Source organism: Olivibacter sp. SDN3 (assembly GCF_014334135.1).
Lineage (GTDB): Bacteria > Bacteroidota > Bacteroidia > Sphingobacteriales > Sphingobacteriaceae > Olivibacter.
This window is the reverse complement of record NZ_CP060497.1, coordinates 5,028,971-5,050,820: the sequence shown is the minus strand read 5'-3', so window position 1 is coordinate 5,050,820 and position 21,850 is coordinate 5,028,971. Positions and strand designations below refer to the sequence as shown.

Annotated in this window: 16 protein-coding genes and 1 tRNA gene; 16 read left to right on the top strand and 1 reads right to left on the bottom strand. The window is 40.3% G+C overall.

What is annotated here, in order from left to right; all coding sequences use genetic code 11:
- Positions 1-222: 222 nt before the first annotated feature.
- From H8S90_RS21385 to H8S90_RS21330, 12 genes are all read left to right on the top strand, one after another.
- Positions 223-3,321 carry a TonB-dependent receptor gene (locus tag H8S90_RS21385; protein WP_187339832.1) on the top strand — a complete coding sequence of 1,033 codons (3,099 nt, stop codon included), beginning with the start codon at positions 223-225 and terminating at the stop codon, positions 3,319-3,321.
- 10 nt (positions 3,322-3,331) lie between these two features.
- Entirely contained in the window at positions 3,332-5,029 is a 1,698-nt protein-coding gene (locus H8S90_RS21380; protein WP_187339831.1) for a RagB/SusD family nutrient uptake outer membrane protein, read from the top strand.
- 123 nt (positions 5,030-5,152) lie between these two features.
- On the top strand, positions 5,153-6,802 hold the full coding sequence (locus tag H8S90_RS21375) for a glycoside hydrolase family 28 protein (protein ID WP_187339830.1): 1,650 nt from the start codon (positions 5,153-5,155) through the stop codon (positions 6,800-6,802).
- A gap of 1 nt (position 6,803) precedes the next feature.
- Positions 6,804-8,711 carry a DUF4350 domain-containing protein gene (locus H8S90_RS21370; RefSeq protein ID WP_187339829.1) on the top strand — a complete coding sequence of 636 codons (1,908 nt, stop codon included), beginning with the start codon at positions 6,804-6,806 and terminating at the stop codon, positions 8,709-8,711.
- Between the two features lie 37 nt (positions 8,712-8,748).
- Positions 8,749-10,278 (top strand): tagaturonate reductase, encoded by a 1,530-nt coding sequence (locus tag H8S90_RS21365; RefSeq protein ID WP_187339828.1) that lies wholly within the window; start codon positions 8,749-8,751, stop codon positions 10,276-10,278.
- A 22-nt stretch (positions 10,279-10,300) separates the two neighbouring features.
- Complete coding sequence (locus H8S90_RS21360) at positions 10,301-11,944, top strand: UxaA family hydrolase (protein ID WP_187339827.1); 1,644 nt, start codon at positions 10,301-10,303, stop codon at positions 11,942-11,944.
- Positions 11,945-12,077: 133 nt separating this feature from the next.
- Positions 12,078-13,502 carry a glucuronate isomerase gene (uxaC, locus tag H8S90_RS21355; protein WP_187339826.1) on the top strand — a complete coding sequence of 475 codons (1,425 nt, stop codon included), beginning with the start codon at positions 12,078-12,080 and terminating at the stop codon, positions 13,500-13,502.
- Between the two features lie 178 nt (positions 13,503-13,680).
- On the top strand, positions 13,681-15,054 hold the full coding sequence (locus H8S90_RS21350; protein WP_187339825.1) for an MFS transporter: 1,374 nt from the start codon (positions 13,681-13,683) through the stop codon (positions 15,052-15,054).
- 125 nt (positions 15,055-15,179) lie between these two features.
- Complete coding sequence (locus tag H8S90_RS21345) at positions 15,180-16,346, top strand: MFS transporter (protein WP_187339824.1); 1,167 nt, start codon at positions 15,180-15,182, stop codon at positions 16,344-16,346.
- Between the two features lie 415 nt (positions 16,347-16,761).
- Entirely contained in the window at positions 16,762-18,168 is a 1,407-nt protein-coding gene (locus H8S90_RS21340) for an alkaline phosphatase (protein ID WP_187339823.1), read from the top strand.
- Positions 18,169-18,331: 163 nt separating this feature from the next.
- Positions 18,332-18,419: transfer RNA gene (locus H8S90_RS21335), tRNA-Ser, on the top strand.
- A gap of 112 nt (positions 18,420-18,531) precedes the next feature.
- Entirely contained in the window at positions 18,532-18,744 is a 213-nt protein-coding gene (locus H8S90_RS21330; protein WP_187339822.1) for a hypothetical protein, read from the top strand.
- Between the two features lie 92 nt (positions 18,745-18,836).
- On the opposite strand, the gene H8S90_RS21325 is transcribed toward H8S90_RS21330, so the two are convergent.
- Positions 18,837-19,394, bottom strand: a complete 558-nt coding sequence (locus tag H8S90_RS21325; RefSeq protein ID WP_187339821.1) for a hypothetical protein — start codon at positions 19,392-19,394, stop codon at positions 18,837-18,839.
- A gap of 197 nt (positions 19,395-19,591) precedes the next feature.
- On the opposite strand from H8S90_RS21325, the gene H8S90_RS21320 reads away from it, so the two are divergent.
- The 4 genes from H8S90_RS21320 to H8S90_RS21305 all read left to right on the top strand — a co-directional run bounded on the left by H8S90_RS21320 (position 19,592) and on the right by H8S90_RS21305 (position 21,849).
- Positions 19,592-19,849: a hypothetical protein gene (locus H8S90_RS21320; protein ID WP_187339820.1), complete on the top strand. Its 258-nt coding sequence runs from the start codon at positions 19,592-19,594 to the stop codon at positions 19,847-19,849.
- An 896-nt stretch (positions 19,850-20,745) separates the two neighbouring features.
- A complete protein-coding gene (locus H8S90_RS21315; RefSeq protein ID WP_187339819.1) occupies positions 20,746-21,030 on the top strand; it encodes a hypothetical protein in 285 nt (94 codons plus the stop codon).
- Between the two features lie 102 nt (positions 21,031-21,132).
- Entirely contained in the window at positions 21,133-21,414 is a 282-nt protein-coding gene (locus H8S90_RS21310; protein ID WP_187339818.1) for a hypothetical protein, read from the top strand.
- Between the two features lie 111 nt (positions 21,415-21,525).
- Complete coding sequence (locus H8S90_RS21305; RefSeq protein ID WP_187339817.1) at positions 21,526-21,849, top strand: hypothetical protein; 324 nt, start codon at positions 21,526-21,528, stop codon at positions 21,847-21,849.
- The last annotated feature ends 1 nt before the right edge of the window (position 21,850 follow it).

Below are 21,850 nucleotides of genomic sequence, written 5' to 3'. Positions count from 1 at the left end.
CCAAACAATAGAATGCATTTTTTACGCAATCGTTGCCGGTATCGATTGCGTAATTTAAAATCCTGCCAACGTTGGATAAATAAAGAGATAGTTCTATAATTGCTCCACGAAAAGCTAAGCAATTACAAAGTAGACCAAAAATAAATTTATTGTATTGAAAAAAGGACTATAGCCACCTATAACCTGAAAATAAACCAAATCATTTAACTAATTGTAACCACTATGATTAAAAAACTATGGACGCTTTATTGTTTGCTCCTTTTTAGTATTTTGTCGCTAAAGGCACAAACACGCCAAGTTTCAGGCACTATTTTAAATGCAGCTCAAGAACCTCTTGCCGGGGTTACTGTGCAGTTAAAAGGAACCGCTGTCACTACCAGCACTAATGAGTCCGGAAATTTCACTATTCCTGTACCCAACGCAGAAAACCAGCTACTTGTAATAACCTATTTGGGGTATAAATTGTTCGAATTACCACTAGAAGAAAGAAACAGTTATACCATCACCTTGGAAGAAGACGCTACTGGTTTGGATGAAGTGGTGGTGGTTGGTTATGGTACTGTAAAAAAAGGAGATCTCACGGGAGCGGTCGGAACGGTAAGTGCCGAAACCATCCAGTCTCGGGGAACAACTTCTGCCATGGCTGCTTTGCAGGGTGCCGTGCCGGGAGTTGATATCAGCTCAAACTCTGGTCGACCGGGCGGCAATTTTTCTGTACAAATTAGGGGACAGAATTCTTTGGCTGGAGGAAATCCATTATATGTAGTGGATGGCATTGTCATGGGGGACATTAACTTCCTGAATCCAGCGGATATCGAGGCTATTGACGTACTGAAAGATGCTTCATCAACGGCAATATACGGGTCTAGAGGGTCTAACGGGGTGGTGATCGTTCGTACCAAAAATGCCGGATCGAATACTGCTTCCCGTATGGCTGTAAGTTATGATGGCTTTTATGGTATTCGGACAACAGCTCGCATCCCACAGTTCATGACAGGAAGAGAGTGGGTCGACTTTCGTACCGCCGCCTATTATACATACAATCCTAACCTTGATCAGTATGAGTTAACGGAGCCGAATAGGAATTCTGTGTTGCAGCGTAGTCCATTACTGGAACAGCGCCTCTTTGATGAGGATTATGAAGATTGGTTAGGTCTAGCAACTCAAAACGGACAGCAACAAAACCATTACGTGAATATCGCCGGAATGACGAGTGATATATCGTATAACTTGGGGTTGGGTTATCAGAATGAAGAGGGTAATTTCATCAATGAAGACCTGGATCGATATAACATGAAACTGAGTATCGATCATAAAGGAAATAAATATTTCAGCACTGGTGGTAACGTCAATTTATCACAAACCATTACCAATCAGGGAAGTCAGTTTGGTTACCGGGATATTATGCGAATGCCAAATATTTTAAAAGCCTATGACGAAAATGGCGACCTGATTCCGCAACCGGGTATTGCTGATGCGATTTTAGGTACGGGTAATTTTACCAGTTCACCTAATCCGCTAAATGAAATCAATAGTGGTAACCAAGAAACCAGACGATACGACGTGCTGGGAAGTTTTTATGTGCAGGTTACACCTTTCGCAGGATTGAACTTTAAGAGCACGATCATGCCTCGTTTCACGAGAGAACGCATAGGGCAGTTTTATGACGTGGTGCCGGGCAACAGAAATCAAAATGAAGCGTACCAATCGAATACAGAAGCACTGGAATATACTTGGGATAACCAACTAACCTATTCAAAAACGTTTAATGATGTCCATAACTTAAACGCAACCGTTATCAATAGTGTATATAAAACCCGTTTTGAAAGAATTCAGGCTGCAGCGCAGAATTTACCTTATAATTCCTTATGGTATAATCTGTTCAGTGGAACAATTCAGAACGCAAACTCTAATACGGCATATAACGAATCGTCTTTGCTATCGTATGCCGCACGGGTGAATTATGATTATAAGGGCAAATACCTGGTTACCGGTACGGTGCGTTATGACGGTAGCTCTAAATTGGCCGACAAATGGGCGTCGTTTCCATCTTTTGCTTTAGGTTGGCGTTTATCTGAAGAAGAATTTCTTCAGAAGGATTTTATTTCCGATCTAAAAGCACGCTTTAGTTTCGGATACTCCGGTAATAATAATGGTATCAATCCTTATGGGTCTATGCAGACACCTATGACAGACCAACTGGTATGGTATGACTTTGATGGAAGTATTGTTTCAGGTTTTGCGCCCGGAAGTCCCGTAAATCCAAATATTACTTGGGAAAAAACACGTGAAATCAATTTAGGACTGGATTTTGGTTTCTTTAATCAACGCGTTTATGGTTCGCTAGATGTATACGATAAACTGTCAGATGGCTTGTTGATGAGTCGTACGTTAGCAATTGAATCTGGTGTGCCTAGTATGACGGATAACATAGGTTCGGTAAGTAATAAAGGTATAGAATTGGCTATCAATTCAACAAATATTCGTACCAATAACTTTCAGTGGACTACTTCTTTGAATTTTGCACATAATAGAAATGCTATTGAGTCGCTATATGGCAAACGGGAGGACGTACCTGGCGAAGCGAGATTTATCGGACAACCAATTGAAGTGATATACGACTATCGTGTGGTAGGTATTTGGAAATCATCCGAGATCGAGGAGGCCGCGCGCTGGGGGCAACAGCCTGGTCAGGCACGTGCAGAAGATGTGAATGGTGATGGTGCTATAACAGCTAACGATGATCGGGTAATCTTGGGCAGTTCGAACCCGGATTGGACTGCTAACTTACGCTCAAGTTTTACATATAAAAACTGGGATCTTTCTGTCGATTTGTTTACACGTCAAGGAATCTTCGTGAGTGATCGCTTTTTGGAAGAGTTCGGACCCGGGAATACACAAAGGGGTAGACCTAAAGTTTCTTTCGATTATTTTGTGCCCGCCGGTATTGATCGTTATGATTGGAATAACTGGGGGAGTGGGGCCAACGGACAACCCATCGCTAGCTGGGCGCCAGCGGCAGGTAATGAAGATGCTCAATATCCTGCGATTAATAATCCAGGACCATATTATGGCAGCAACGCACAATATACTGATGCTTCGTTCATTAAAGTGCGCAATATCATATTAGGTTATTCTCTTCCACAAACTATGCTCTCAAAAGCTCGTATTAGTCAGTGTAGGATTTATCTGAATATCTTAAACCCGTTCACTTTCACAGATTATCAAGGTTGGGACCCGGAGTATGCTACCACAACTTTGCAGAATGGAAATGGGCCCAGTAATATTATCTATCAATTAGGTGTGAACCTCAAATTTTAAATACATTGTTATGAACAGGCAAAATATATTAAATAAATTTTTGATTGTTATCATCTTATGTACTTTTTCGCTTAGTGGGTGTAAAAAACTGCTCGATGAAGATAATAAGGGCGGAATTTCTAATGACGAGTTTTATGAAACGGCTGCCGGTTATGAAACGTTGATTATTGCCTCTTATAATTCGCTTCGCGCTACTTTTCGTGAAACGCCATGGCTTCTGCTTGCGGGTACTGATATGTATCAACGGGGGCGTGGTACCGGCGATCGTTCCATTCAAGAGTATGAGCAATTATTTTCAAACGATTCGTATGTTAAAACGTATTACCAAAACTGTTATAGTGCTATCCAAACGATCAATATGGGCGTCTTCTATAATGATCTTCCCGATATTTCGGATACTCAACGTGCAAGTTATCTGGCAGAACTTCGTTTCCTAAGGGCTTTTTATCATTTTTTATTGGTTGAGCAGTTTGGTGGTGTATTCATTAATACTGAGGCAACTTTTGAGCCGAGGATGAATACACCTAGAAATACATTGGAGGAGTGTTACACCTTCATCATTGCCGAAATGGAGGCTGCTTTACCGGATGTGGGACAGGAGAAAGCAAGGGTTAACCAAACGGTGGTTAATCATTACCTGGCAAAGGTTTATCTGACCAGAGGCTGGGATTTAAATCAGTCGGCTGATTTCGAAAGCGCGAAAACATATGCTGATGCTGCAATTGCTGGTAGAAACATTAGTATTCCCTTCGAAGAATTATGGAGCCCTTACAATGAGAATAATGATGAGGTGATTTTTGCCGTGCAGTATAACGTTGAATCGATCGCTTCAGTAGAAGACGGAAATAATCAGCAAAGTCTTTTTGGTCCTTATTTGGGAGGTGCGGAATTGAACCATAAATATATGGCAACACAGCTTTATCCTTCTTGGAACCTACATAACTTCTACGCTGAAAACGATGCAAGGTACGATGCCACGTTTATGTTAACAATTTACGATCAATATTTTGACTATTACGATAAAGATACGGCTTCTATACAAATACGTGCATATTATCCAAGGGTTTGGGGAAGAGAGTATACTCCCGCAGATTCGTCGGCTTGGGCAGCTCAACACCAGGGTCGGATTGCTGGCAATTTTAGATACTATCCTTTTAGATATGATGAGGAAGCCTACCGGGCATTTTATGACGCAGATATGAGTACACCTGTTATTAAAAAATTTGATAGCCCACAAACCCGTCAGATTTGGAGTCAAACGTCCAGTGTACGTGATATCGTGTTAGCCCGCTTAGCCGAGACGTATTTCATTTATGCTGAAGCGTGCATCGCACTAAATGATTTTGCAACAGCAGCAAATTATGTGCAACAGGTGTTGGATCGACCCGGTAATACCAAAGATGGCGAACGCTTATATCCCAATATAGACATAGCAACGACTGGTAGCCAAGATGCAGCGCTCAATGCATATCTTATTGAAAGTGCAAAGGAATTCGCGGGAGAATATTTGCGTTGGCCAGAGTTAAGGCGTACAGGTAAATTGAAAGAATTTTGTGGTTTGTACAACTACGATATTAGACGTATTGGAGTCGATGCTGCCTTCAGAGGCTTGGACGGTCAAGACAAAATATATCGGCCAATACCCCAAGATGCTATTGATTTAAATGAAGCTGAAGTTATTCAGAATCCGGGTTATCAAGCACATTAATCCAATACTATGGGAAGCGCAATCGTTATCGGTAACGATTGCGCAAATAAACATGCTGAATTGTTTGAAAACCGCTAATTATAGCCTTAGAATTGTAGAAACAGAACCAATTTTTCCGTAGGAATGAATCAGATACTTAAAACAGTTGTGGGAGGTGCGGCGTTTTTGACCGCTTGTGGAGGAGCGCAATCCTTTAAAGAACAAAATAGTCAGATACCGGTTCCTACTTTTAGACAGGACACTGTCAATATTATCGATTTTGGTGCCGTTTCGGGTAACTTCCAAACCAATACCCAAAGCATTAATCATGCAATAGATAGCCTGCATCAAGCGGGGGGAGGTGTAGTGCTTATTCCGGCAGGCGTATGGGAGTCGGGACCAATCAAGCTTAAAAGCGATATTAATCTGCATTTGGCCAAGAACGCCTTGCTGTTATTTACGAAAGATTTCGATCAATATCCACTGATAGAAACCAGTTGGGAGGGCATTCCTCAGAAGCGAAACCAGTCGCCTATATGGGCATTAAACGAAAAGAATATAGCCATTACTGGAAAAGGGATCATTGATGGGAATGGGGACGCTTGGCGCATGGTAAAAAAAGGTAAGATGACTAGGTCACAATGGAACAAATTAGTGGCTTCTGGTGGACATCTAAATGAAAAAGGCGATATATGGTATCCTTCTGAAAGTTCCTTGAAAGGAGTGGAAAATAAAGATCCCGGTAGGATTACCGGAGATAAACCAGCTGATTTTTACCAGTCGATCAAAGATTTTCTCCGACCGAATATGGTATTAATTGAAGAATGTGAAGGTGTGCTATTGGAAGGAGTGACCTTCCAAAACTCGGCCGCTTGGAATATTCATCCACTGATGAGTAAAAATATTACTATCAGAGATATCAATGTTCGGAATCCATGGTATTCGCAGAATGGCGACGGTATAGACATTGAATCCTGTCAAAATGTACTTCTAGAGAACAGCACATTCGACGTAGGTGATGACGCCATATGTATTAAGAGTGGCAGAGATGAGGTAGGTCGTGAACGCGGGATGCCTACACAGGATTTATGGGTGAAGAACTGTACTGTTTATCATGCGCACGGTGGTTTTGTAGTAGGTAGTGAGATGAGTGGGGGTGCAAAGAATCTGTATGTAGAGGACTGTACTTTCATAGGTACAGATATTGGTTTACGCTTTAAGACTACAAGGGGTCGGGGAGGCATTGTAGAAAACGTCTATATCAAGAATATCTATATGAAAGATATTCCGGGAGAGGCGATCTTATTCGATATGTATTATGAAGGAACAGACCCAGTCGCTTTGATTGGTGAACGGAGAGAGCCACCGAAGGTGGAGGTGAAAGAAGTGACCGAAGAAACGCCTCAGTTCCGCAATTTCGAAATTTCCAATATCATTTGTGATGGTGCGGCGAAAGGTGTGTTCATCCGTGGACTTCCAGAAATGGCCATTAAAAATATTGAGCTCAACAATCTTAAAATCCAAGCAAAAGAAGGTATCGATATACAAGAAGGAAATAATATAAAAATAAAAAATGCATGGATTGAGGCCGAAAGTACACTCCCTCTGGTTTATGTACTGAACGGTGATCAAGTAGTGCTGGATAGTTTACAATATAATCAAGCGCAGGTGTTCATGCATGTGCAGGGTGATCGCTCGAAAAATATCGAAGCGAAAAACTCTGACCATACAAAGGCGGAGAAGATATTAATAACAGATCATGGTGCCAATGAAAACCTGGTAAAAATTAACTAAGATGAAGATACCTACATTACTGAAGTATATACTACTTGCTTTTCTGACGGTTTACATTATGAATGCCCCCGCACAGCAAAAAAAATACAGTGAACGTATGTCAGAAACGGCTATGCGTGTGTGGCCAGAAGCCTTTGTGCTAGAAAAAGGTAAATCAGCCAAGTGGAGCTACGACTTAGGTGTGATACTCAAAGGAGTAGAGGGGGTGTGGAAGGCTACCGGTGACAAAAAATATTTCGATTACATCCAGCGTAAAATGGATTACTATGTTCAGGATGATGGAACGATCAATGCGTATGACAGAGATGATTATAACATTGATTTTATTAACAATGGAAAGGTCTTGCTATTCTTATACCAGGTCACAGGAAAAGAAAAATACTTAAAAGCAAGTAAAGCCTTGAGAGCGCAGTTGGAAACGCATCCACGTACAAAGGAGGGAAGCTTTTGGCACAAAAATATATACCCACACCAAGTCTGGTTAGATGGTTTGTATATGGGGCAACCCTTCTACGCGGAGTATGCTAAACTTTTCCATGAGCCTGAGGTTTTTGACGACATCACACGACAATTTGTTCTTATAGAAGAACATACGCGTGATGAAGAGACAGGGTTGCTTTACCATGGTTGGGATGAATCGAAAGAGCAGCAATGGGCAAATAAGGAAACCGGCAATTCGCCACATTTTTGGGGCAGGGCTTTGGGGTGGTATGGTATGGCGATGGTTGATGCCTTGGACCATTTTCCAAGTGACCATCCTGGTCGACAGCGGATCGTTGAGGTATTGAATAGGTATGCTGAAGCTTTGGTGCGCTATCAGCAGAAAAATGGATTGTGGTACCAAGTGGTGGACTTTCCCGACCGCGAAAAAAATTACCCAGAAGCGTCAGCCTCCTCGATGGTTGTATATACCTTGGCCAAAGGGGTAAGACTAGGTTATTTACCAGCCAAATTTTTGAAGAATGCTAGAAAAGGTTACGAAGGGATATTAAAAGAGTTTGTAGAGGAAGATAGTCAGGGCAAGGTCAATTTAAATGGCACCGTCAAGGTTTCCGGCTTGGGTGGAAATCCATATAGGGATGGTAGCTTTGATTATTATATGAGCGAACCGGTTATCCAAAACGATCCGAAAGGAATCGGGGCATTTATAAAGTGTGCGGTAGAGATGGAAAAGCTGCATTCCTTGAGATATGCAAAGGGAAAGACGGTATTACTGGATTACTATTATAATAATGAATGGAAAAAAGATGCATTCGGCAGGTCAATACGTTATCACTATACCTGGGAGGAGCAATCAAACAATGGCTATTCCTTACTGGGCCATATTTTTCGAGATTATGGTGCACAGACAGATTCACTAAGCGTAAAGCCTACCCTGGCCAATCTGCGAAAGGCCGATGTATACATCATTGTTGATCCGGATACGGAACAGGAAACAGAAAATCCTAATTTTTTGCAGGAAGAGGAGATTGAAACCATCAAAAAATGGGTAAAGACCGGTGGTACTCTGGTGTTATTGGGAAATGATGCCGGTAATGCAGAGTTTGATCATTTCAATCGCTTAGCTAAGCCTTTTGGTATTCAGTTTAATAAAGATAATCATTTGATGGTTAAGCAAAATAATTATCAGCAAGGAGCGGTGCAGGTGCAAGAGAAGAACAGCATTTTCAAGAAGCCGTATAAGCTCTACCTGAAAGAGATCAGTTCACTTATAGTACACGCACCGAGTTCACCCATTCTGGGTACTGCAGATATTAATATTATGGCGACTACCAAATATGGAAGAGGTAAGGTTTTCGCATTGGGCGATCCCTGGATTTACAACGAGTACCTCGACGGAAGGAAGCTGCCTTCAGACTTTCAAAACTATCCAGCTGCACATGACTGGGTAAAATGGCTATTGAAATAGTAGAATCAAAATATAATAGGCGAATAGATTTTTTTTAATGAAGCAATTAAATAAAGCATTTATTGAAGGTAGAAAAGCTGATCAGTCCATGAGCTACCCGAAAGAAGATTGGGATAGATTACCTCCCAAAGTTCTTCAATTCGGAACAGGCGTATTGTTAAGAGGCTTGCCTGATTATTTCATAGATAAAGCCAATAAGGCCGGAGTATTTAATGGTCGCATTATTGTGGTGAAGTCTACTGCTAAAGGCAAAGCGGAAGGCTTCGACGAGCAGGATGGCTTATATACGATTTGTGTAAAGGGAGTACAGGACGGAAAAGAGGTAGATGAGCAGATTATAAATTCTTCCATAGAAAAGGTGATAACAGCAGCGCAGTGGGAGGAAATCCTGACTTATGCCGATCATCCGGAAATGAAAATCGTACTTTCCAATACTACGGAGGTAGGCATAGTATATGATAAACACGACTATCTTTTTGCTCTTCCCCCGGCTTCTTTTCCTGCAAAGCTAACAGCTTTTCTTTATAGACGTTACAAGTATTTTAAGGGTGACACGCAAGCTGGAATGGTGATCGTGCCTACCGAACTGATTAATGATAACGGTTCTATATTGAAAGAGATTGTGTTAAAATTGGCGCATACACATCAACTGGAAGAAGCATTTATAAATTGGTTGGAAAGTGCTAATTATTTTTGTAATTCTTTGGTGGATCGTATCGTTCCCGGTAAGTTATCCTATGCGGAACAGGAGGAAATGGAAAATCGATTAGGGTACAGAGATGATTTGATGATCATGGCAGAGCCCTTTAGATTATGGGCTATCCAATCTGATAGTGAAGAGGTGAAAAAAGTCTTGTCGTTTAGTGAAGTAGATGAGGGGATGGTGATAGCTGATGATATTAAAAAATTTAAGGAACTCAAGCTTCGTTTACTAAATGGAACTCATACGTTTTCCTGTGGATTGGCGGTATTGGCCGGTTTTGACACAGTAAAAGAAGCATTGGCAAATCCGGCCATGGAAACCTTCGTAAAAGGACTGTTATTTAAGGAAATTGTACCAACTGTTCTGGCGCAAAATTTACCTGAAGTTGAAGTTAATAGTTTTGCTAAACATGTGTTAGATCGGTTTCGTAACCAGTCACTCGACCATAAGTGGATCAATATTACATTGAATTATTCTTCTAAAATGGAAATGCGGAATGTGGCATTGTTAAATGGTTTTGCTAAACATAACGGTAATTCACCCGAATACATGGCTTTGGGTTTTGCTGCTTATTTATTGTTTATGAAGGGTAATAAGCGTATTGATGAGGTATACAAAGGTTATACTGTCAAAGGATACTACCCAATTAATGACGAACAGGCTGAATACTTTGCTCAGTTGTGGAAACAAAATGAAGGGGACGATGTGGTAGATAAAGCATTGAAAAATCAAAAACTATGGAAGACTGATTTAACTTTAATACCTCATTTTTCTGATCGAGTGAAACATTACCTGTCTGAGTTGCAAGCAAAAAATGTACTGCAGGTCATTATATCAGTAACAGGAGAAATGAGATCAGTTTAGATGATGAAAAAGGAATAAAATAATGGGAATGCGAGTTTTAAAGATACACCCAAACGACAATGTTTTGGTAGCCTTACAGGATATTACAGCCAATGAGCAGATAGATTATAAGGGTGAAACCTATCCGGTATTGGAAAATATACCAGCGAAGCATAAATTTTATATGTTCGACATGGAAAAAGGAGAGGAGGTGATTATGTACGGAGTGTTGGTGGGTAAAACGGAATGCACTGTGAAGAAGGGCGAACGTATGCGCACCGACAACCTGAAACATGCTGCCGCCACTTATACTTATCGTCCATATCAATATCATTGGGAAGCTCCAGATGTATCGCGAATTGCTCATCGTACTTTTATGGGATATCATCGTGGTAATGGCAATGTGGGTACCGCTAATTATTGGCTATTTATACCAACAGTTTTCTGTGAAAACCGGAACCTGGATGTTATAAGAGAAGCGCTACACAATGAATTGGGTTATGCTGTCACCGATAAGTATAAACAGAAGACAAAACTTCTAAAAGAGTGGTATCAAAGTGGAAAAGATGTCTCGTCTGTTGATCTAGGCTTAAAAGAAGCTGTTTTGCCAACAGATCGACTCTTTAAAAATGTAGATGGTATTAAATTTTTAAATCATCAGGGGGGCTGTGGTGGCATCCGGCAGGATGCCGCTGTGCTAAGTAAACTGTTGGCGGCCTATGCCGACCATCCCAACGTAGGTGGAGTAACCGTATTAAGTTTGGGTTGTCAAAATTTACAGGTGCAGGACTTTTTAACCGACCTAAAAGCGCGTAATCCAACATTCGATAAACCTCTGTACATCTTTGAACAACAACAATCAAAAAGTGAAGAGGAAATGATTACGGAAGCTATCCGCCAAACATTTATTGGTTTAGTGGAGGCAAATAAGCTGAAGCGTAAACCAGCGCCATTAAGTCAGTTGACACTCGGTGTTAAATGTGGAGGCAGTGATGGGTTTAGCGGTATATCAGCTAACCCGGCAGTAGGTTATTGCGCTGATTTATTGGTAGCCTTGGGCGGGAAAGTTTTGTTGGCAGAATTTCCCGAGTTATGTGGGGCGGAACAGAACTTAATTGATCGGACCAAGGATGAACATGCCGCTAAGAAATTTATCCAGCTGATGAAAGCTTATAGTCAGGCTGCTGAAAATGTAGGTTCCGGTTTTCATATGAACCCTTCTCCTGGAAATATAAAGGATGGTCTTATAACAGACGCTATTAAGAGTAATGGTGCAGCGAAAAAAGGAGGAACAGCTCCTGTAGAAGATGTATTGGATTATACAGAACCTGCAACAAAACCGGGATTAAATTTAGTCTGCACGCCAGGAAATGATGTGGAGGCGACTACAGGGAAGGCCGCCAGTGGTGCAACATTGATTTTATTTACAACCGGACTGGGAACGCCGACCGGAAATCCTATTTGCCCAGTTATAAAAGTAGCAACTAATTCGCAATTGGCAGAGCGTATGTCCGATATTATCGACATAGATTGTGGTCCCATCATATCTGGACAAAAAACGATAGAACAGATGGGGGAAGATATACTAGAATATTGTATTAAAGCCGCTAGTGGCGAGATAACTCCTAAGGCTGTGTCGTTAAACCAAGACGATTTCATTCCTTGGAAGAGAGGGGTTTCCCTATAAAAAAATTATTCTGACATCTTTAAACAGGTTAATAACTATCAAGTATTTGATAAGATAGTAGAAGATAAGCATAAGTTAAAAACAGTAAAGTTATCGAAACTATTGGCGATCGGTAGCCAAAACATAAATAAATATGAAACCTTTCTTAGATAAGAATTTCCTGTTGGAAAGCACGACGGCGCAGACTTTATATCATAATTATGCAGTGCAAATGCCTATTATAGATTATCACTGCCATCTGTCGCCAAAGCAGATAGCGGAGGATGTTCAGTTTGAAAACATCACGCAGGTTTGGTTGTACGGTGATCACTATAAATGGCGAGCGATGCGAACAAATGGAGTAGATGAAAGTTATTGTACCGGTGATCAGAGTGATCGTGACAAATTCTTGAAATGGGCTGAAACGGTACCTTATACAATGAGGAATCCGTTATATCACTGGACGCATTTGGAGTTACAGCGTTACTTTGACGTGCATGAACTATTGAGCCCTGAAACTGCCGAAAAGATCTATGATACGTGCAATGAACGGCTACAGGAAACCACTTATAGTGTGCGTAATCTGTTGCGTAAGATGAATGTGAAAATTGTTTGTACTACAGATGATCCGACAGATACATTGGAATATCATCAGCAGCTAAAAGACGAAGGGTTTGAAATTCAGGTATTGCCAGCCTTTCGTCCTGACAGCGCTATGAATTTGTCTGACTTACCTAAGTTCCAAAACTACGTTAAGAAGTTGGCAATAGTATCCGATATAGTGATTGGCGATTTCGAGGCCTTTTTACACGCTCTTAAGTCGCGTCATGACTATTTCGCCGCAAATGGTTGCTGCGTTTCGGACCATGGTCTGGAAGAGATTTACAATGTGGCCTATCAACCCGAGGATATCAGTGAAATATTTTTCAGAGCTTTGAACGGAAGTCCAATAACAGCGGATGAACATCGTCAGTTTCGTTCGGCAATGTTGACTCATTTTGCCCAATGGGATCACGAAAAAGGATGGGTGCAACAGTATCACCTAGGAGCGCTGCGAAACAATAATTCGCGAATGATGGGGCGTCTGGGACCAGATACAGGGTGGGACTCTATCGGCGATTTTTCGCAAGGAAAGGCCTTAGCAGGCTTTTTAGACAAACTTGATAGTCAAGACAAACTTGCAAAAACAATTCTGTATAATTTGAATCCTTCCGACAACGAATTGATGGCAACAATGATCGGTAATTTTAATGACGGATCGGTTGCCGGAAAAGTACAATTTGGATCTGGTTGGTGGTTTTTAGATCAGAAAGACGGAATGATTCGGCAGATGAATGCTCTGGCAAATATGGGTTTGATTAGTCGGTTTGTAGGGATGTTAACCGATTCGAGGAGTTTTCTATCTTATCCGAGGCATGAATATTTTAGGCGAATATTATGTAATCAGTTTGGTGATGAAGTTGAGCGTGGTGAACTACCGCATGATTTACCGTGGATAGGCAAAATTATACAAGATATATGTTATAATAATGCAAAACACTATTTCAATTGGCCGAAAAAATTAGATACAACGTTGTAATCGAGCAACAGGTGGAACGTGACAATAGATAATGTATAATTGTGATAGGGATTGGATGAAAGCTTTGGAATTGATGAAAAAATTGATATCATTGTAGACGAAAGAGGCGTTTTTAATAAAATTAATACGTGCAAACGTTTTCTTCTTTTCACCTAATTAAATGATATAACCAGAAATAATGAACCAAAAACAGACCATCGGCAAATACAGGTGGACGATTTGCGCCTTACTCTTCTTTGCTACAACAGTAAATTATCTCGATAGACAGGTTTTAAGCTTATTACAACCCCGATTGGAGGAAATTTTCGGGTGGACAAACACCGATTATGCAAACATTACTGCAATATTCCAGTTTGCCTATGCGATTAGTATGTTGTTTGCAGGACGTATTATTGATAAATTAGGAACTAAATGGGGATATGGTTGGGCTATTATTGTTTGGTCTATTGGGGCAATGATCCACGCATTGGCTATTCCTATTGGCGAGTCATTGGTTGCCATCTTGGGCTTCGTTGGTTTATCGGCGTTTTCGGTTTCGGTTGTCGGTTTTATGTTTGCGAGGGCCGTTCTAGCTTTCGGTGAAGCAGGTAATTTTCCAGCGGCAATTAAGGCAACTGCCGAATATTTTCCAAAGAAAGAACGCTCTTTGGCAACAGGCATTTTTAACTCAGGAGCCAATATAGGTGCAGTTCTTGCACCGCTTACTATTCCTTGGATCTATAGCCATTTAGGCTGGGAAGCGGCATTCATTATTGTTGGTGCCGTCGGTTTCATCTGGCTTATTCTTTGGTTCATCTTTTACGATAATCCAGAAAAGCAAAAAAGATTATCTTCTGAAGAGCTGGCATATATAAATGACGACGATGAAGCACAGGAAGTTGTGCAGGAGCCAGTAAAGCCGGCGGACAAAGTTTCGTGGTTTAAGCTACTTGGGTATAGGCAGACTTGGTCTTTTACCGTTGGTAAATTTATGACCGATGGCGTTTGGTGGTTTTTTTTATTTTGGCTTCCAGCATTTTTGAAAGCACAATATGATATTGTTGATGAAGGTGTCATGCTCCCGCTAGCAGTGTTATATACGATGTCTATGATAGGAAGTGTGTGGGGGGGCTGGCTTCCGATGTTTTTTATACGTAAGGGGTACTTGGTTTACGATGGGCGGATGCGAGCTATGTTTGTGATTGCGCTCTTTCCATTAGTGGTTTTGGCAGCTCAACCATTCGGACATATTAGTCACTGGGTGCCTGTTTTATTAATAGGAGTTGGAGCAGCAGCCCATCAGGCATGGAGCGCTAATATTTTCACCACCGTATCTGATATGTTCCCTAAGAAAGCAATTGGTTCTGTAGTTGGTATTGGCGGCATGGCCGGGGGAATTGGCGGCGTCGTGATGTCTAAACTTGGTGGTGCATTGTTCGATCATTATAAAGCTCTGGGACATATACAAACAGGCTATACCATTATGTTTACCATATGTGCACTGGCATACCTTATTGCCTGGGCTATTATGAAATTTTTGGTGCCTAAATATAGACCCATTAGCGATTTGTAACCTATAGACGCATAAAACGACTTGATCAGCTGGCGTATAATCTATCGATAAGAATCTTTTAAAATATCATAGATTATACGCTTTCTTTTTATAAACTTTGTGTTGAAAAAGAAAGCGTCATTTTTGTGAAAAAAGAAGTTCAAACAATCGCTACGTATAACCGTGATCGCATCCGTTTAGCTGTTTCACTGTTTTATTTTGGTCAGGGTTTGGCTTTTGCTTCCTGGGCAAGTAGAATACCAGATATCAAGACTGCTTTAAACCTTTCGGAAGGCCAACTCGGAAGTTTATTATTTGCCCTACCTTTGGGGCAACTGGCCACTATGGCAATTTCAGGCAGCTTAGTTACCAAGTATGGAAGCAAAGGTGTGTTGTCTATAGCTGCAGCACTTTACGCGTTGACACTAACAAATTTAGGACTGGCCAGTCAGGCCTGGCATTTGGGAGTTGCATTATTCTTATTTGGCGTAGTGGGTAACATGTGTAATATCGCGGTTAATACCCAAGGAGTGGCAGCAGAAGGCTTGTTCGAAAAACCTATTATGTCATCTTTTCATGGTGCTTGGAGTATTGCTGGCTTCACGGGGGCATTGATTGGTTTATTGATGATAAATCTACAGGTGAGTCCTTATACGCACTTCTGGTTTATAACTTTTCTGGTTTGGATAAATATATTTGTCAATAGAAGATTTTTAATCGGTGGAGTAACTAATCCATCTGCGAAAAGAGGGCGCCTGTTTTCAAAACCCGAAGGCGTTCTTTTACAATTAGGTGTAATAGGTTTCTGTAGCATGGCTACTGAAGGCGCTATGTTCGATTGGAGTGGGGTATATTTTAAAGAAATTGTACATGCGCCGCAATCCTTAGTGATTCTCGGTTATGCATCCTTTATGATCATGATGGCTGGTGGTAGGTTTGTGGGCGATCAATTGATCGCCCGGTTAGGAAGAAAAAGAGTTCTTCAAATTAGTGGACTATTCATTTCCATCGGAATGTTTATTGCCGTCCTGTTTCCGTTTATCGTCCCCGCAACTTTAGCCTTTATGTTGGTTGGTTTAGGAGTTGCCACAGTCGTGCCTACAGTTTATAGTGTAGCGGGAAGAAATGCGAAAGTACCGCCTGGTATTGCGTTGGCCATGGTTTCAAGTGTGAGTTATTTGGGTTTTTTAATGGGACCACCGTTAATCGGTTATGTGGCTGAATTGGCCAACCTGAAATACTCTTATGCAATCATCGGCGCCTTCGGGTTATTGATCAGCTTATTAGTGTCTAAAATTTCTGCAATAAGATGATCTAATATATAGGTGCTATATGAGCGTCTGACTGTCAATTATGTATATCTATTCGCTTCTTTCTAAATCAACATTGAATAAACCCTTTCTTGTTATATTAATGGACCCTTACTAGACCTTGGCTTTTCCTTATGAAGAACATATCCAGAATACTGATTACACAATTTAAAACAAAAAATTGAGGAGAGATGGAGTAAGCGTAAGCCTTAAGGTTGGGCGACATTTGTTTAGCTGATGAAATTACCAGAAACCTGATGCGCAAATGGAGGACCAAAACAATTAAGAATTTATCGATGACAATTAGTTAACACAAAATTAAAATGAAACTTAGTTGCATTTTATTGTTAATGGGATATATTTGTGACTTCATTGGAAAACCCATGTAATTGATTGATAAAACAAATAACGAATTTGCATGAAGCGCAGAGACTTTTTTAAGAATACAGCATTGACCGCCTTAGGCACCTCTTTCTTATCTCCACTCGAGTTGTTGGCAGGAACCTCTTCAATTTCGCCAGACAAGACGTTAGGAAACAGGGCGAAAAATATAATTTTTATGGTGAGTGACGGTATGAGCATCGGTACACTAACAATGACCGATATGTTCTTGCGACGTAAGGAAGGGCGCTCAAGTAATTGGCTATCGTTGTATGAAAGAGGGCATGTTTCTCGGGCACTGATGGATACGGCTTCCGCCAATTCGTTGGTTACCGACTCTGCAGCTGCCAGCTCAGCATGGGGAGGCGGGGTGCGCGTAAATAATGGTTCGCTTAATGTAAACGCGGATGGATCTTTTAATGAGCCCATATTACAAAAATTTAAAGCAGCAGGTAAATCAGTAGGATGTGTTACAACTGTTCCTATTACGCATGCCACCCCTGCGGGATTTTGTGTAAATAGTAGCATACGCGATGATCAACCTGGTATTGCAAAGCAATACAACAATTTACGCTTTGACGTAATGATGGGAGGTGGGCTTGAATTTTTTACTGCTGAAAAACGGGAAGATAAACAAGATCTTTTTTCGCTTTATAAAAAGGATGGTTTCGAAGTTGTAAGGAATAGAGACGAAATGCTTGCGTTGAACGTGTTGAATAAGCCGCTGTTAGGTGTTTTTTATGAAGATGGATTACCGTATGCATTAGATCGTGCGTCTGACGAAGAGTTGAAAGTAGATACACCTTCGTTAGCGGAAATGACGCGTACGGCAATCAGTCAATTACAGCATAATGAAAACGGTTTTGTGTTGCAGGTCGAAGGCGGGAAAGTAGACTGGGCTGCTCATGCTAATGATGCTGGTGCGTTGATTTATGATCAGCTAGCTTTTGATGAAGCAATAGCAGAAGTTATGGGTTTTGCTGAGAGGGATGATGAAACGCTTGTAATTATTACAACTGATCATGGAAACGCAAATCCAGGACTATTCTCGGGATCAAATGCTAATAGTAACTTTGATCGCGTGCAAAACTTCAAACACACCAACGACTGGATTTTAACTGGTGTGGATCGTTCATATACGGCATCCAAGTTGATTGAGCGTATAGAATACGCGCAGGGCTATCGTCTAGCTGATGCGGAAGCTAAAGAATTGTTGTCACACTACAAACAATTAGACAGCGATGGGTTGTATAATCCGCGTAAATTACCTTTTGGATTTTACGCAGAGATTCAGAAAAAATACTTATCAATTGGATGGGGTTCGATGGATCATTCATCGGATTTTGTTGAATTGACCATGTTTGGACCAGGTAGTGAAACACTTAAGCCGTTTATAAAAAATTATGAGCTACATAACTTCATGTTAAAAGCAACGGCAGTTTAGGTACATAAGAAAAACGATTAGATATTGAAAAAACGTTTTTGATGAATTTTTCAGGTTTAAAACATTTAATATCAATTCTTTAAAAAAGAATCCTATTTAATTTTTGACAACTGGTTTAAAGACGCTATTTTTGCTTTCCTTTTTAAGGCAATGAATTTTATTTGGAGAGGTGTCCGAGTGGTTGAAGGAGCACGCCTGGAAAGTGTGTATACGTCAAAAGCGTATCGAGGGTTCGAATCCCTCTCTCTCCGCACCTATGAAAGGCAATTAGTTGATTTTTAACTAGTTGTCTTTCTTTTTTAGATAGGGGTGGTAAAAAGGGTAGTAAACCAAACAAATTGTTAAACCATTAATTTTCCAATTATGAAATTATCTCGTGAACATTATGAAACGCTAATAGGGTTAAGCTCTCGCGGAGATTACAAATCATTCAATCCAAGTGTTATTGAACATTTAGATAAGGAAGGGCTAGTTGAAATAATTCGAATAGAACAACAGTCGGAACCTTATCGGGTACTTGTTACGAAAGCGGGAAATGAGGCTATTCAGGATTATGAAAATAAATCTGATCAATAGTTTTTACTATATTTGTATCACTTCATAAATTGCTGTGAAGGTTAAAACTCAAAGCCCCTGATACGATTGTAACAAGGGCTTTTTTATTTGCTTTACCAATCGTCAGATTTTGTTACAATAGCTTTCTTGAGCTCACTAATAAATGAGTTAACGGATTCTTCTACTGCTTGATTGCCTTTTTCCCTAGATGCCTTACCTTTCTTATTAAACATGCCGGTTGCTGAACCCAACACCCCGGCGCCTATTAAGGTGATCTCAGATGCATTCTCTGAATTCCGTAACGATTTGAACAAGGGCGCGAAACGTATTTTCCCGTCCTTGAACTGCATTTCATATTTATAGGTGAAATTCCATAAGTTAGGCCCGCTAACGTGGTATATGACGCGAATATCCTTAGAATCGCGTCCATCAATTACTAGTTGTTCATTTGATATTTCACTCGATACAGTTTTCGGACTATTGTAACTTTGATTGACAAACTGCTTAGCCTTCTTGAATAGATTGGCCTGACTTACGCCGTCGAAGGTTAGGACCACGTAACTTTTGCTGTTGTCGTCTTTGTCAACGAATCCATTAGGCGTTAATTCCATAGTCTGACAAAACCCGAAAGCGGGCAAAAAGACCATAAGCGATAGTAGTAATTTTTTCATTCGATTTAGTTTAGGGTGTTTGGGAGTATGTCCTTTTTTTTCGTGTTACCTCCCGGTTAATGATTAATAATAGTTTAAATTGATAATACTGTGCAAAAGTATGTAAAAATTTCTATGAATATGAGAAAATGTGTTCAGGATTCTGTTTTGCTGAAACTCGTGATTTTTCCCTATAATTGCTAATAATATTAGTAAATATGGAGCGCAAGGGGACGATAACAATTGACTTTGATGGTAGGCTTATTTTCATAGAGTATACGCTGTTTTTTTATGCGGATAGCTATTACATAGACCTGCCAGATAAAAACGGGGTAAGGCATCGCTTTAGGCGCACAGGTGATACGTGGAAGTACTGTTCGCTAAAACGTTTAAAGTGGCCTAAATTGTTTGTGGAGATTGCTTACCGAAAGATGGACGAAGCACTGCTTGAATATACGGATCATATAAGATTATAGGCACTTTAACGTTAGTGCCGGACGCCGTGTGAGAAACCGGATTACATCTTAACGCTGATGTGTGCGCCCTTGTGGTGTAGGGCTTATATCTTATGTCGGCTCCCTATAATTTAGTGAATCTCTTTTTATTCAAAAAGTTTGTAAAGTATCTGGGCAACGGAAGTACGCTTGCCAGTGTTACTATCATTCCGATTATCAATGCTGCTATTGCCATGGGTTTTATCCTTTAAACGTATAGATTGGCGTATTTGTTTTATGTGGGACGGAGTCATAGGTAGGGAAAAGGTGGAATATTTTATATATATTTACTCCGCTTTACCGCGCTTTGTTGCATAGTTTGTAATAGTAATATAAAAATAGTGTTTCAATTTTTTAAAACTTGTTCGAAATTATGTATGTTTGCATGGTATCAACGTCTCACATTTTTTAATTGATATGGGTATCCTAGTTCCTCAAACACATTCAGGTAGTAGCCTTAAGGCGCAATACGACACTATGGTTTCTTTGTCTCCTATAAAACCATTGAATCAATATAAAAAGGCTGGCAAATCAAATTTCGTCAGGAGGGCAACAAAAGATTTAAAAAACTCAAGATGTTCTGCCTATAAGTACCTAGTCCCCTAATGTTCGACGGGTCATACCATTTCCAAAAGGTTGATGATCAGATTTCACATGGAAAGAAATATTTTGAACGTCTAATAACGTTTAAGTTTAAAACAGACCCCTCCCAATTTGCCAGACGCGGCAGGATATACATCGTTGAAGTTGAAAAATATACTAATAACATTTACGTTATTAAGTATTACCCGAAATACCTCAAAGGCAGTAGTAAGCGATTTAATATACTTACAGGTGAACATAGGTGCTCTAGGATTGTTGCAACATGCCTTAAGATCATGCTTTATCTACTGAAAAAAGACAAGTTTGCTAACTTTGGGTTTTTAGGGTCTACCAGCTATGATCCGGTTAACAGGATAAAAGAGAACAGAAGAAATACAAAGCGATTTAGAATATACAGAAGGGCTATAGAAAACACATTTGGAGAAAAACAATTTAGTCATTTCGAAGATATTAATAACAGTACATACCTTGTTCTCAACAATAACAATGATGGTCATGAGGATATATCCGAGTCTGCAAACAAGATGTTCGAGTACCTTTTCCCGGATTTAGAACCATAAAAACCTGCTCAGTTCCAATGCATCACACCACAACACTTCACCGTTTTTTGTATTTATATTTGTATTGATCAGTAATGGTGCTGAATATATATTATATTACTTATGTTACAGAAAGATTTAACTAAATACCAGAAGTATCAGTATCCATTTAACCCTGTTTACCTTAAAGATTGTGCTGACAGATTAGGAAATCCTGGAGTTGTAGAGGGCGCATATGTGGTGTTTGATATAATTCACGGCAACGAGATAAACGGGAAGAGAACATTTGAAAACGTGGATGAATTTAAAGCCTTCTTGAGTAAATATTATGAATTTAAGCATGTTGAAGGCTGGGAAGGCGACGGCGGTCACCATGTCGTTTATCAGATCACTAGAGTGTTATAACCCCTCCTCACTCTAGCAAGATCGGAGGGGCGTTCAACCTAAAACTGTACCCCTAACAGAAATGTTTACCCCTAACAGAATCTAATTTATTTTTCAAGTACCTTTGCTATTATGGCATTAACGAAAGAAATAATATCTGAAAAGGTTAAAGAAGAATTCGGAGGTATCCGGGTAGAGATTAAAGATGGCGATCTGAACGATAAAAATGGAGAAATAAGCGGCACCTATCGTAAAAAACTAAATCCTAATAGAATGCAAGCTCATTGCTTCCGTATGAAGGTGGAGAATGGCTGCATTACAGAGTGTGATAGCTACCCGACCAACGTAATATGGGATCGCATCCTAGATGACAAAATTCAACATCTAACTGACTCTATTGACGGTTTGGTACATGCTGAGTACCTGGATTACACCTCTAAAGAACCCCCCGAATGAT